Origin of the sequence: Streptomyces sp. NPDC005374 (assembly GCF_042872225.1) — a bacterium.
GTDB lineage: Bacteria > Actinomycetota > Actinomycetes > Streptomycetales > Streptomycetaceae > Streptomyces.
On record NZ_JBIAKA010000016.1, the window covers coordinates 1 to 13,257 of the forward strand.

13 protein-coding genes are annotated in these 13,257 nt (G+C 70.1%); 8 read left to right on the forward strand and 5 right to left on the reverse strand.

The annotated features are described in order from the left end of the window. Window positions 1-95 precede the first annotated feature (95 nt). Window positions 96-1,682: an AMP-binding protein gene (locus ACFYRX_RS33835; protein WP_389108136.1), complete on the forward strand. Its 1,587-nt coding sequence runs from the start codon at window positions 96-98 to the stop codon at window positions 1,680-1,682. A 650-nt stretch (window positions 1,683-2,332) separates the two neighbouring features. Here the strand turns inward: ACFYRX_RS33835 and ACFYRX_RS33840 are convergent. Continuing rightward, the gene (locus ACFYRX_RS33840; RefSeq protein WP_389108708.1) at window positions 2,333-3,016 is read right to left on the reverse strand and encodes a hypothetical protein; all 684 of its coding nucleotides are present in this window, start codon (window positions 3,014-3,016) and stop codon (window positions 2,333-2,335) included. Between the two features lie 165 nt (window positions 3,017-3,181). Here ACFYRX_RS33840 and gcl point away from each other — a divergent pair, with 165 nt between their 5' ends. Then, the gene (gene gcl, locus ACFYRX_RS33845; RefSeq protein ID WP_389108139.1) at window positions 3,182-4,966 is read left to right on the forward strand and encodes a glyoxylate carboligase; all 1,785 of its coding nucleotides are present in this window, start codon (window positions 3,182-3,184) and stop codon (window positions 4,964-4,966) included. Between the two features lie 669 nt (window positions 4,967-5,635). Here gcl and ACFYRX_RS33850 read toward each other — a convergent pair. Together ACFYRX_RS33850 and ACFYRX_RS33855 are read right to left on the reverse strand one after the other, a co-directional pair. After that, entirely contained in the window at window positions 5,636-6,526 is an 891-nt protein-coding gene (locus ACFYRX_RS33850; protein ID WP_389108142.1) for a 2-hydroxy-3-oxopropionate reductase, read from the reverse strand. 26 nt (window positions 6,527-6,552) lie between these two features. Beyond that, entirely contained in the window at window positions 6,553-7,374 is an 822-nt protein-coding gene (locus ACFYRX_RS33855) for a TIM barrel protein (protein ID WP_389108144.1), read from the reverse strand. Between the two features lie 139 nt (window positions 7,375-7,513). On the opposite strand from ACFYRX_RS33855, the gene ACFYRX_RS33860 reads away from it, so the two are divergent. The 6 genes from ACFYRX_RS33860 (at window position 7,514) to ACFYRX_RS33885 (ending at window position 11,465) form a co-directional block, all read left to right on the forward strand. Beyond that, complete coding sequence (locus ACFYRX_RS33860) at window positions 7,514-7,765, forward strand: hypothetical protein (RefSeq protein ID WP_389108147.1); 252 nt, start codon at window positions 7,514-7,516, stop codon at window positions 7,763-7,765. 47 nt (window positions 7,766-7,812) lie between these two features. Next, window positions 7,813-8,121, forward strand: a complete 309-nt coding sequence (locus ACFYRX_RS33865; RefSeq protein WP_356590518.1) for a helix-turn-helix domain-containing protein — start codon at window positions 7,813-7,815, stop codon at window positions 8,119-8,121. An 84-nt stretch (window positions 8,122-8,205) separates the two neighbouring features. Continuing rightward, the gene (gene uraD / locus ACFYRX_RS33870; RefSeq protein ID WP_389108149.1) at window positions 8,206-8,724 is read left to right on the forward strand and encodes a 2-oxo-4-hydroxy-4-carboxy-5-ureidoimidazoline decarboxylase; all 519 of its coding nucleotides are present in this window, start codon (window positions 8,206-8,208) and stop codon (window positions 8,722-8,724) included. Further along, the gene (gene uraH / locus ACFYRX_RS33875; RefSeq protein WP_389108152.1) at window positions 8,721-9,110 is read left to right on the forward strand and encodes a hydroxyisourate hydrolase; all 390 of its coding nucleotides are present in this window, start codon (window positions 8,721-8,723) and stop codon (window positions 9,108-9,110) included. Before uraD ends, uraH begins: the two co-directional genes overlap by 4 nt. Before the next feature lie 4 nt (window positions 9,111-9,114). Next, window positions 9,115-10,044, forward strand: coding sequence for a factor-independent urate hydroxylase (gene pucL, locus ACFYRX_RS33880; protein WP_389108155.1), 930 nt, complete (start codon window positions 9,115-9,117; stop codon window positions 10,042-10,044). Between the two features lie 41 nt (window positions 10,045-10,085). Continuing rightward, the gene (locus ACFYRX_RS33885) at window positions 10,086-11,465 is read left to right on the forward strand and encodes an 8-oxoguanine deaminase (RefSeq protein WP_389108158.1); all 1,380 of its coding nucleotides are present in this window, start codon (window positions 10,086-10,088) and stop codon (window positions 11,463-11,465) included. Between the two features lie 155 nt (window positions 11,466-11,620). Here the strand turns inward: ACFYRX_RS33885 and ACFYRX_RS33890 are convergent, their stop codons facing one another. Together ACFYRX_RS33890 and ACFYRX_RS33895 are read right to left on the reverse strand one after the other, a co-directional pair. Further along, window positions 11,621-12,427 carry a chitosanase gene (locus ACFYRX_RS33890; RefSeq protein WP_389108160.1) on the reverse strand — a complete coding sequence of 269 codons (807 nt, stop codon included), beginning with the start codon at window positions 12,425-12,427 and terminating at the stop codon, window positions 11,621-11,623. 120 nt (window positions 12,428-12,547) lie between these two features. Further along, the gene (locus ACFYRX_RS33895; protein WP_389108162.1) at window positions 12,548-13,255 is read right to left on the reverse strand and encodes a 2-phosphosulfolactate phosphatase; all 708 of its coding nucleotides are present in this window, start codon (window positions 13,253-13,255) and stop codon (window positions 12,548-12,550) included. Between the last annotated feature and the right edge of the window lie 2 nt (window positions 13,256-13,257).

Below are 13,257 nucleotides of genomic sequence, written 5' to 3' on the forward strand. Positions count from 1 at the left end.
CTGCCCAAGACCGTCTCCGGCAAGATCCGCCGCATCGAACTGCGCGAGGCCACGGCAGCCGGGTCGGCCGCCGAGTACCGCGAGGAGGACTTCCGGTGACCTCGTACACCCATGGGACCGGCGGGACCGCACTCCTCGGCGACACGATCGGTGCCAACCTGGACCGGGCGGTGGCCACTTGGCCGGACCGCGAGGCGCTCGTGGACGTGCCTTCGGGGCGTCGCTGGACGTACGAGCAATTCGGCGCGGACGTCGACGAGTTGGCGCGGGCCCTGATGGCCGGCGGCATCGCCAAGGGCGACCGGGTGGGGATCTGGGCGGTCAACTGCCCCGAGTGGGTGCTGGTCCAGTACGCCACCGCCCGCATCGGCGCGATCATGGTGAACATCAACCCGGCGTACCGCACGCACGAGGTGGAGTACGTCCTCAACCAGGCGGGCGTCTCCCTGCTCTTCGCATCCCTCAGTCACAAGACGAGTGACTACCGGGCGATGATCGACGAAGTGCGGGGCAGGTGCCGGGAGTTGCGGCAGGTCGTGTACTTCGGCGACCCGAGCTGGGACGTGTTGCTGGAGCGCGGGGGCCGCGCCGCCGAGTACCCGGAGCTGTCCTGCGACGACCCCATCAACATCCAGTACACCTCGGGCACGACCGGCTTCCCCAAGGGCGCCACCCTCTCCCACCACAACATCCTCAACAACGGCTACTTCGTGGGGGAGTTGATCGCCTACACCGAGCAGGACCGGATCTGCATCCCGGTGCCCTTCTACCACTGCTTCGGCATGGTGATGGGCAACCTCGCCGCCACCTCCCACGGCGCCTGCATGGTCATCCCCGCCCCGTCCTTCGACCCCGCCGCCACCCTGCGCGCGGTCCAGCAGGAGCGCTGCACCTCGCTCTACGGCGTCCCGACCATGTTCATCGCCGAGCTGAACCTCCCCGACTTCGCGACGTACGACCTCTCCTGCCTGCGCACCGGCATCATGGCGGGCTCGCCGTGCCCGGTGGAGGTGATGAAGCGGGTGGTCGCCGAGATGCACATGGCGGAGGTCTCCATCTGCTACGGCATGACCGAGACGTCCCCGGTGTCCCTCCAGACCCGCAGGGACGACGACCTGGAACACCGCACCGGAACGGTCGGCCGCGTCCTGCCGCACATCGAGGTCAAGGTCGTCGACCCGGCGACCGGGACCACCCAACCCCGGGGGACGGCAGGGGAGTTGTGCACCCGCGGCTACAGCGTGATGCTCGGCTACTGGAACGAGCCGGAGAAGACCGCGGAGGCCGTCGACGCCGGACGCTGGATGCACACCGGCGACCTGGCCATGATGCGCGAGGACGGCTATGTCGAGATCGTCGGCCGCATCAAGGACATGATCATCCGGGGCGGCGAGAACATCTACCCGCGCGAGATCGAGGAGTTCCTCTACGGCCACCCGAAGATCGCGGACGTCCAGGTCGTCGGGGTACCGCACGAGCGCTACGGCGAGGAGGTCCTGGCCTGCGTCATCCCGCGCGACCCGGCGACCCCGCCGACGCTGGAGGAACTGCGCGCCTACTGCGAAGGGCGGCTGGCCCACTACAAGATCCCGAGCCGGCTGCGGATCCTGGACGCCTTCCCGATGACGGTCTCCGGGAAGGTCCGCAAGATCGAACTGCGGGAGACGTACGGGGAGGGGTGACGGGGCGGCGCTGTTCGCCCGGCGTGGCGGGGGGGAGCGGTTCTGGCTCCGGCGGGCCGAGACGCCGGGGCCGGGTGGTGTCCGCCGGGACGCCGGTCTGTTCCGTGCGCCCGCCCGGCGCGGCGTGCGAATCGGCCGTGGTCCCGGCGCGGGCCCCCGCTGAAGGGCGGCGGTGTCTGCCTCGTGGGAGTGCCCGCCCGGACCACCTTCTTGCGGCCCCGCCCGCCGGGCTGGCCGTGCTGGGCCGACGTCGGAGACGGGCGCGGCTCCGACCGAACCGCTGAAGGCCGACGCTGTCGACTGAGCGTAAGCCCGCCTTGTGGGCGTCCTCCTGCCAGGACCGCCTTCGTGTGGACCCACCCGCCGGCCTGACCGCGAAGGGCGGCCGTCGGAGACGGATTGTGGCTCCAACTTCGGCCCAACCCCTGAGGGCCGGCGGCCCGCCCCGCACGGCTCGGCCAGCCCGCCCCGGCCTGCACGACCCGCCCCGCCTGCCAGGCGGCTGAGAATGCCCTGGATCCGGTGCGGGGCCGAGCCCGCCGTCCGCCCGCAGTTGCTGGCCGGGCTCGGGGCTGCCCCCTCGGATGTGCCCGCACGACTCGCCCTGGCCCGCACGGCCCCCGGATGTGCCCGCCCGCCCCGCCGGAGGCCTACGCGCCCAACTCGTCCGCCAGGCCGTTCACCGGCTGCGGGGTGCCCGTCAGGTCGAGGACGAACAGGGGGACGCCGAGGGAGTCGGCGCGGGCGCGGGCCTCGGTGGTGTAGCCGGCCAGCGAGAAGTACACGCAGTGCGCGGACTCCGTCATGGCCGTCAGCCACAGGCACTCCACGTCCCGCGGTGAGGCGGGCCGTACGGTCGGATCCACCTGGGCGAGCAGACCGCGCGCGGCGAGGCCGATGCCGGACGGGGGGCGCTGGTCCGCGCGCCGGATGTCCTGGTAGCCGAGCCAGCGCAGATACAGCGCGGCGACGGTGACCGCGTCGCGCGCGGTGCGGATCGTGATCGGCTGGAAGGCCCGACGCGGGGGAGCGGCGGCGGGCGCGGCCGGATCCGCCTCCGGGCCCGGACTCGTACCGTCGGCCAACGGCATCCGCAGGACCGTCCCGCAGGCGCAGCCCAACTCCGGTTGCGGCCACTGCGCCGTGCGGCCACACACCGCGCACTCCACGGTCACCCACGCCTCGTCCCACACCTGGTGGGTGACGGCCACGGGCGCGCCATGCCGGTCCAGCGCCGGGTGGACCGGGGCGCCGCACTCGCACGGGTACGACGGCGCCGCGTAGAGGTGCTCGCTCCGGCAGACCGGACAGCGCACCGACACGCTCTCGGACATGGCCTCATCGTCCTCCAGGGCGTGCCCGGTTGTCCCGCTCTTGACGGTCTTCACCCACCCACCTACATTACTTCCAGATAGTAGAAAACTAATTCCACAATAAGGAAGTACTCGCCGCGGGGCGCGACGGGAGTACGCATCCGACAGCCGAAGCAGGAGTACTCCATGGCTCGAATGACCGCTGCCCGCGCGGCAGTTGAGATCCTCAGGCGTGAAGGTGTCACGGACGCGTTCGGTGTCCCCGGCGCGGCGATCAACCCCTTCTACGCGGCACTCAAGGCCTCCGGGGGCATCCATCACACCCTCGCCCGCCATGTCGAGGGCGCCTCGCACATGGCCGAGGGATACACCCGCACCCACCCGGGCAACATCGGTGTCTGCATCGGCACGTCGGGGCCCGCCGGCACCGACATGATCACCGGCCTGTACTCCGCGACCGGCGACTCCGTCCCGATCCTGTGCATCACGGGTCAGGCCCCGACCGCCGTGATCCACAAGGAGGACTTCCAGGCCGTCGACATCGCCTCCATCGCGGGACCGGTGACCAAGATGGCCGTCACCGTCCTGGAGGCGGCCCAGGTCCCCGGCGTCTTCCAGCAGGCCTTCCACCTCATGCGCTCCGGCCGCCCGGGACCGGTGCTGATCGACCTCCCCATCGACGTCCAGCTGACGGAGATCGAGTTCGACCCGGAGACGTACGCACCCCTGCCGGTCTACAAGCCGGCCGCGACCCGCCCGCAGATCGAGAAGGCGCTCGGTCTCCTCAACGAGTCCGCACGCCCGGTGATCGTCGCCGGCGGCGGTGTCATCAACGCCGACGCCTGCGAACTCCTCGTCGAGTTCGCCGAGTTGACCGGCATCCCGGTCGTCCCGACCCTCATGGGCTGGGGCGTCCTGCCCGACGACCACGAGCTGAACGCCGGCATGGTCGGCCTGCAGACCTCGCACCGCTACGGCAACGCGACCTTCCTGGAGTCCGACTTCGTCCTCGGCATCGGCAACCGCTGGGCCAACCGGCACACCGGCAAACTGGACGTCTACACGGCGGGCCGGACCTTCGTCCACGTCGACGTCGAGCCCACCCAGATCGGCAGGATCTTCGCACCGGACTACGGCATCGCGTCGGACGCGAAGGCCGCCCTGGCCCTCTTCGTCGAGGTGGCAAGGGAGTTGAAGGAGGCGGGTCGGCTCCCCGACCGCTCGGCGTGGGCGGCCTCGGCGCAGGAGAGGAAGGCGACCCTCCAGCGCCGTACGCACTTCGACGACATCCCGATCAAGCCGCAGCGCGTCTACGAGGAGATGAACAGGGCCTTCGGCGCGGAGACCCGGTATGTCTCCACGATCGGCCTCTCCCAGATCGCCGGCGCGCAGATGCTGCACGTCTTCCGGCCCCGCCACTGGATCAACTGCGGCCAGGCGGGCCCTCTCGGCTGGACGATCCCGGCCGCGCTGGGCGTCGCCAAGGCCGACCCCGAGGCGCAGGTCGTGGCCCTCTCCGGTGACTACGACTTCCAGTTCATGATCGAGGAGCTGGCCGTCGGAGCCCAGCACCGGATCCCGTACATCCACGTCCTCGTGAACAACTCCTACCTCGGCCTGATCCGCCAGGCCCAGCGCGCCTTCGACATCGACTTCCAGGTCAACCTGGAGTTCGAGAACATCAACTCCCCGGAACTGGGCCTCTACGGCGTCGACCACGTCAAGGTCGTCGAGGGCCTCGGCTGCAAGGCGATCCGGGTGACCGACCCGGCCGAGCTCGGTGCCGCCTTCGATCAGGCCAAGAAGCTCGCCGCCGAGTTCCGGGTCCCGGTCGTCGTCGAGGCCATCCTGGAACGCGTCACCAACATCTCCATGTCGACGACCAACGACATAGGGAACGTCGTGGAGTTCGAGGAGCTCGCGACGGAGCCGGGCCATGCGCCGACGTCGATCCGTCCGCTCACGGTCTGACACCGGGCACAACGGAAGGGCGGTCCCACCGTGTTGGTGGGACCGCCCTTTCTCGTGCCCGGCTCCCCCGATGCCGTCCCCCGTCGTGCGGCCCGCCGCCCCCGTGCCGGCCGGCCTCACGTGTAGAGAATGTGCCCGGGGCGGGGTCGAGTTGAAGCCCCTTGACCCATGTTCAGAGGTTGATTTGAGGTTCCGTAGCAGTCCGCTGCGGGCCGGTGGGGGCTTGTCGCGCAGTTCCCGGCGCCCCCGGACAGGTGGGTACAGCTGGGCAGGCCCTCACTGAACCCACCCAGGGGCGTGGGGAACTGCGCGACAAGCCACGACGCACCCGCATCCGCCAAACGGCAAAAGGCGCAGGACACGGAACCCTCCGTGTCCTGCGCCCCCGGCAATGCCGGGACCGCGGCGGCGGCGACGGAACCGGTACGCACCCTTCCCTCAGGTCGAAGAAGGGGGCCCGGCGCCTTCACCACCGCACTGGCTCGCCCACCGCCGCGGTCCATCCCCTGCCCGCACCCGGCACCGGACGATCACCCCTCATCCGGGTCGCCCGGCGCGCTGGGTGCGGACAGGGAGTCTCAGTCCCCGTGTGGGTATGGGTTCCGGTCCGCGGCGGCACCTGGGCGCGACAGGACAGATGTCAGCGCCGCCGCGGACCGGAAGTCGGGATCAGACCTGGGCGCCGGAGAGCCGCTCCACGGTCCGCAGCAGCGCCGAGTGGTCCAGGCCCCCGTCGCCCTGGGCGCGCAGACTGGCGACCAGCTGGGCGACGACGGCGCCGACGGGCAGGGCCGCGCCGACGTTGCGGGCGGCGTCGGTGACGATGCCCATGTCCTTGTGGTGCAGGTCGATGCGGAAGCCCGGCGTGAAGTCGCGCTGGAGGAAGTTGTCCTTCTTGCGCGTCAGTACGGTCGAGCCGGCGAGGCCGCCGCCCAGGACGTCGAGGGCGGCCTTGAGGTCCACGCCCGACTTCTCCAGGAAGACCACGGCCTCGGCGCACGCCTGGATGTTCACGGCGACGATCAGTTGGTTGGCGGCCTTCACGGTCTGGCCGGAGCCGTGCGGACCGCACAGCACGATGGTCCTGCCGAGCGCCTCGAAGACCGGCTCGGCCTCGTCGAAGTCGGCCTGCTCGCCGCCGACCATGATGGACAGCACGGCCTCGATCGCGCCGGCCTCACCGCCGGACACGGGCGCGTCCAGGACGCGGATGCCCTTGGCGGAGGCCGCCTTCGCGAGGTCGACCGAGGTCTGCGGGGTGATGGAGGACATGTCGATCAGCAGGGCACCGGCGCGGGCGTTCTCCAGGATGCCTTCGGGACCGTACGCGATGGCCTCGACCTGCGGAGAGGCGGGCACCATCGTGATGACGACGTCGGCGTCCCGCACCGCCTCGGCGATCGAACCGGCGGTACGGCCACCGGCGGCGGCCAGGCGGTCCAGCTTGTCCTGTTCGAGGGTGAAGCCGGTGACGTCGTAACCCGCCTTGACCAGGTTCTCGGACATGGGCGAGCCCATGATGCCGAGGCCTATCCAGGCGATCTTGGGGAGACTGCTCATGATGGGGATGCCTTTCCGGAAGAGGGTCAGCGGGGGAGCCAGTCGAGGGCCTCGGCGCTCGGGCGGTCGCCCGGCTTGTACTCGAGGCCGACCCAGCCGTCGTAGCCCGCCTTGCGGAGCCGGTCGAGGAGGTCCGCCAGGGGGAGCGAGCCGGTGCCGGGGGCTCCGCGGCCGGGGTTGTCGGCGATCTGGACGTGGCCGGTCTTCGGCGTGAACTCCTCGATCACCGCCGGCAGGTCTTCGCCGTTCATGGACAGGTGGTAGAGGTCCATGAGGAAGCGCGCGTTGTCCAGGCCCGTCGCCCCGTTCACCTTGTCGACGATGCCGACCGCCGCCGGGGCCGACACCAGCGGGTACCGCGGCGACTCGGGCTTGTTGAGGGCCTCGATCAGGAGGATCGCGCCGATCCGGTCGGCCGCGCGGGCCGCGAGGACGAGGTTCCGCAGGGCGAGCGCGTCCTGCTCGGCCGGGTCCACGCCGTCGACGCGGTTGCCGTAGAGGGCGTTGAGCGCCGTGGCACCGAGGGAGTGGGCGAAGCCGGCGGCCACGTCGATGTTGGCGCGGAACTTCTCCGACTCCTCGCCGGGGAGCGACAGGGCGCCGCGGTCGGGGCCCGGCAGTCGGCCGGCGTAGAAGTTCAGGCCCGTGAGCTGGACGCCCGCGTCCTCGATCGCCTTCCTGAGAGCGTCGAGCTCCGACTGCTCGGGGGTGGGCGTGTCGATCCAGGGCCACCACAGCTCGACCGCGGTGAAGCCGGCCGCGGCGGCTGCCGCCGGGCGCTCCAGGAGCGGGAGTTCCGTGAAGAGGATCGACAGGTTGACGTTGAAGCGCTGCTCCGTGAATCCCATGGGGTCCCGGCGCTCCCTTCCGTGTCGAAGATTTCCATAATGCGGAAGTTAGTTTCTGCTTATTGGAAGATTGCCGTCGGGTCGAAGGCGTTGTCAAGAGGGCCCGACGGAAAACGGCACCTCGGGTTAGGTTGTGCGCGTGCGATTGAGAGTGGAGTTCACGACCGAACCCTTCGACCTGGACGAGGCCCCGGAGCACGCGCTCGTGGCCCGTGAGGTCATCGAGGCGGCCGAACTGGACGCGGTGGACGTGGGCCCGTTCGGCAACACGGCCGAAGGCGGCTCCGACGAGGTGCTCACCGCCGTGGACGCCCTGCTGCGCAGGACCCTGGCCGCCGGTGCCACCCGGATCTCCCTCCAGGTGAACGTGCTCGGGGAGGCCGACGCGTGAGCACCGACGAGCCGTTCATCGCGGCGGTCAAGCCGCTGGTCGACGCCATGGGCGGCGAGATGCTCCCGCCGGACGAGGCCGGACCCGACGACGTCGTGCTCGCCTGGGAGGGCGCCGACGTGGTCGCCGTACGGCTGCCGCAACTCGCGGACTCCCTCGATCACATCCTGGCCGCCATGGAGCGCAAGCAGGGCAAGCCGCTCGCCGACCTGGACCGCAAGGCCAAGCAGGAGGTCGTACGGATATTGGAGGCGCGCGGCGCCTTCTCCGTACGGCACGGCGTGGAGACCGTGGCGAGCGCCCTCGGGGTGAGCCGCTTCACGGTCTACAACTACCTGAACCGGGACAAAGCGTAGGCGGCTCATGCAGCCGGGTTTCGTAACCCCGAATTTTCAACAAAGTGTTGACGTGATGTCGCGTGGGGGCGTTAGCTGACTCCCGTGACTTCGACTTCCACGTCCCCCGGCCTGGCCCGGTTCAACGTCCTGGAGGAGTACGCGGCCCACGCCGTCCTCCTCGAGGCGTGCGCCTCGACGGCGTGGGTTCGGCGTCTGCTCGCCGCCCGCCCCTACGCGACCGTCGAGGACCTGTACACCACCAGCGACACCGCCATGGGCGAGCTGACCGCCGACGACCTCGCCGAGGCCATGGCCGGCCACCCGCCGATCGGCCGCCCCAAGCCCGGGGACCCGACCTCGGCTCGTGAGCAGCGCGGCATGGCCGGCGCCTCCGAAGGCCTCAAGGCGGAGATGCTCGATCTGAACCTGGCGTACCAGGAGCGGTTCGGCCATGTCTTCCTGATCTGCGCCACCGGTCTCACCGGCGAGCAGATGCGCGAGGCGGTCAAGGAGCGGATCGGCAACTCACCGGAGCGGGAACGCGAGATCGTCCGCACCGAGCTGGGCAAGATCAATCGCATCCGGCTCGCCCGCATCGTCGAAGAGGACCGATCAGTATGAGCACCAGCACCACCGCCTCGGTGTCGACGCACATCCTCGACACCAGTGTCGGCCGCCCCGCCGCGGGCGTAGCCGTCGCACTCGCGGCCCGCAGCGGCCGGGATGCCGACTGGCAGACGCTCGGCGGCTCCGCGACCGACGCCGACGGGCGGTGCAAGGACCTGCCGGCGCTGCCGCAGGGAACCACCCACGTACGGCTCGACTTCGAGGTCGAACCCTACTTCTCCACCAGGCAAGCCGATGCGCAGCAGGACGCCCCCGCGAACCGGGACAGCGGTGCGTTCTTCCCGGAGGTGGCGATCACGTTCGCCGTCGAGCCGGGCGAGCACTACCACGTACCGCTGCTGCTCAACCCGTTCGGCTACTCCGTTTACCGAGGGAGCTAGCTACATGACCGTCAACCCCCGCCCTGCCCGCCCCGTGGTCCTGGGGCAGAACCAGTACGGCAAGGCCGAGAACCGGGTCGTCAAGATCACGCGGGACGGCGCCACCCACCACATCAAGGACCTCAACGTCTCGGTGTCGCTGAGCGGCGACATGGAGGAGGTCCACTACTCCGGCTCCAACGCCAACGTCCTGCCGACCGACACCACCAAGAACACGGTGTACGCGTTCGCCAAGGAACACGGCATCGAGTCCGCCGAACAGTTCGGCATCCACCTCGCCCGGCACTTCGTGACGAGCCAGGAACCGATCAAAACCGCGCGGATCCGCATCGAGGAGTACGCCTGGGAGCGGATCGAGGCGGCCGGCCAGGAGGAGCACTCCTTCGTCCGCCAGGGCCAGGAGACCCGTCTGACCCAGATCACGTACGACGGCTCCGCCTGGGAGGTCGTCTCCGGGCTCAAGGACCTGACCGTCATGAACTCGACCAACTCCGAGTTCTGGGGCTATGTCAAGGACAAGTACACGACCCTGCCCGAGGCGTACGACCGCATCCTGGCCACCGAGGTCTCCGCCCGCTGGCGCTTCGACTGGTCCGACGACGAGCAGCCGATGCCCGATTGGGAGGAGTCCTACGAGCAGGTGAAGAGGCACCTGCTCCAGGCCTTCGCCGAGACGTACTCGCTCTCCCTCCAGCAGAGCCTCTACCAGATGGGTTCGCGGATCATCGAGAACCGGGACGAGATCGACGAGGTCCGCTTCTCGCTGCCGAACAAGCACCACTTCCTGGTCGACCTGGAGCCCTTCGGCCTCAAGAACGCCACCGAGGACGGTGCCGTGTACTTCGCCGCCGACCGGCCCTACGGCCTGATCGAGGCGACGGTCCTCAGGGACGGCGTCGAGCCGCGGATCCCGGTGGACCTGACCAACCTGTGAGTCCTGCTGTGCCCTTGCCCCGGAACCAAGAAGGAAGAACCATGGCAGCCGCCCAGCGCATTGTCATCGAGAACTGTTCGCTCGCCACCGTCGACGTGAACGACACCGAGTACGCGGACGGGTACGTCGTCATCGCCGGCAACCGCATCGAGTCGCTCGGTGCGGGCCGGGCTCCCGAGGGCCTGGAGAACGTCGTCCGCCGTATCGACGCCACCGGCCACCTCGTGACGCCAGGCCTGGTCAACACCCACCACCACTACTACCAGTGGATCACCCGGGGCCTGGCCACCGACCACAACCTCTTCGACTGGCTCGTCGCGCTGTACCCGACCTGGGCGCGCATCGACGAGCAGATGGTGTACTCGGCCGCCCAGGGCTCCCTGGCGATGTTGGCCCGCGGTGGTGTCACCACCGCGATGGACCACCACTACGTCTTCCCCGCCGGTTCCGGGGACCTGTCCGGCGCGATCATTCGTGCCGCCCGCGAGACGGGTGTCCGCTTCACCCTCGCCCGCGGTTCCATGGACCGCAGTGAGAAGGACGGCGGCCTGCCCCCGGACTTCGCCGTCGAGACCCTCGAAGGCGCCCTCGCCGCCACCGAGGCCACCGTCAGGGAGCACCACGACTCCTCCTTCGACGCGATGACCCAGGTCGCCGTCGCGCCCTGCTCGCCGTTCTCCGTCTCCACCGAACTCCTGCGTGAGGGTGCCGAGTTGGCCCGCCGTCTCGGTGTGCGCCTGCACACCCACGGCTCGGAGACCGTCGAGGAGGAGCAGTTCTGCAAGGAACTGTTCGGCATGGGCCCGACCGACTACTTCGAGTCCACCGGCTGGCTCGGCGAGGACGTGTGGATGGCGCACTGCGTCCACATGAACGACTCCGACATCGCCGCGTTCGCCCGGACGAAGACGGGTGTCGCCCACTGTCCTTCGTCCAACGCCCGCCTCGGCGCTGGAATCGCCCGCGTCCCCGACATGCTCGCGGCCGGCGTCCCGGTCGGGCTCGGCGTCGACGGCACGGCGTCCAACGAGTCCGGCGAACTCCACACCGAACTGCGCAACGCGCTGCTCATCAACCGCCTGGGAGCACACCGGGAGGCGGCCCTCAACGCCCGTCAGGCCCTGCGCCTCGGGACGTACGGCGGCGCCCAGGTACTGGGCCGCGCCGCCGAGACCGGTTCCCTGGAGGCCGGCAAGCTCGCCGACCTGGTGCTGTGGAAACTCGACACCCTCGCGCACGCCTCGATCGCCGACCCGGTGACCGCACTGGTCTTCGGCGCGGCCGCACCGGTCACGGCCTCGTTCGTGAACGGCCGTCAGATCGTCGAGAACGGCCGCCTGTTGCACGTCGACGAGGACGCCATCGCCCGCTCCACGCGCGAACAGGCCCAGCGCCTGGCACGGATCGCCGCGCAGGGCTGACCGGTCCACCAGAGCTCCGGTCGGGAGGGACGGCTCCCGGCCGGCGGCCGTGGACCCGGGTTCCGGGTCCCACGGCGGCTGTGCCGGGGCGCGTGTCGGACACACGCGTCCCGGAACGGTCGCGCTCGGGGTGGAGGCGAATCTGCTCTCCCCGCTCAGTCGATCTCGTAAGTGTCCCCGTACACCCTCCACTTGAGGGGCGTGTCCAGGTCGAGATTGCCCGCCTCCAGGAACACCCGCTGGGCCGTCTCCACGCGGCTCACGTCACGGTGCGCCGCCTCCTGCCGCATCGCCCACACCCGCGCGTCCAGGAAAGCGTGCAGGTACCCGGTCTCCTCGCCGCCGGCCGCGGGGGTGTCGGCGCTCTCGCGGGCCCGGCTGCGGATGCCGCCGAAACTGAGGGCGTCGGAGCCGGGCCCGTGCATGACCATCGCGTCGTAGTACACGAACTGGCCGAGCGTGCCGAGCCCGTCCTTCCTGGCACGCGCGACCGCCGGGTCGAAGTAGACGCGGTCCCGTTCGTCCCGCTGCGCCTCCCGGAACACGGAGGTCTTGGCCGCCTCGCGCCAGGCCGAGGGGAAGTCCGGGTCCAGTCCCTCGTGAGAGTCCGTGCCGTTCACCGCGCGCAGAGCGGGGAGATGGAAGGCAAGGGGGTTGTCGGGCTCTCGTTCCGTGTAGAGCTCGACCAGCGCCAGCATGTCGCCCGTACCGGAGCAGAAACCGATGACGCCTGCGGTGTAGCCCCGGCCGTCCCCGATGTCCTCGATGTACGCGTACTGGGCCTCCCAGTCCAGCGAGGAGTTCTCCGCGCTGGACACCAGCCGCATCGCGATGTCCTTCTTGGCCGGGATGTCGAGCCCGGTCGGGCCCGCGGCCCCGGCGGACGACCACCGGGTACTCAGCACCCCGGCTCGCAGAGCGGCGAGCAGGGTACGGCGTGCGGCGGCGGACAGGAGGGCCACGTGGTCTCCAAATAAGGCGCTGTGAAGGGGAGTCGATCGCCCGGCGTCAGCCGCACATTCGTTGGTCACGCGTCCACCGTAAGCGCGCTGCCGAGGCGTTCGGGTGCGTGAAACGTGCCGTCAGACCTGGTCGACGTCGGTCTGCGCGGACACCACGTGTGGACGCAGGACCATGAGCGAGTCCTCCGGGGCCGCCACCATGGCGAAGGGAAACCGGTCGACCTCGAGACAGAGCGCGACGTCGTCGGGATGGACTCCTTGACGCACCCCCTCCGTCAGTTCGGCTGCGGCACGTGACCCGGCGGCGCGGCGGAGGAACGCGGAGGCGTCCGTCCCTGCCCCGGTGGCCCTCTGGGCGATGTACTGGGCACACGCCAGATCTTCCTCGGCCTGCCCGTCCTCGCCGGTGACCACGAACGTGACACTGTCACTCCGGCGCGTCCGCAGAAGCCGGGCCGTCGCCTCCGCCACCACGAAACCGGCGCACAGCACCAGCGGCGACTCCTTCACCGCCAGGGCCCCGACCGTCCCGGCCGTGGTCTTCTGCACGACGGTCCGTCCATCCAGGTCGAGGGATCGCAGCAGCCCCGGCGAGTTGACGGCATCGAACCCGGGCGCGGGCGGGCCGTCCTTGAGCGCCACCCAGTCCCGTTGGCGGGCCTTCAGCGCAAGGGCCTCGTCCAGCGACCCGGCAAGGACGATCTTCTCCGCCCCCCGGGCGAAGGCCCAGGCGGCCACGGTGAAGGCACGCATGACGTCGACCACGACCGCCACGGACGGGGCTCGGGCGCCTTGCAGATCGGCGATACCAAGGAATCGGGAGTCCATTC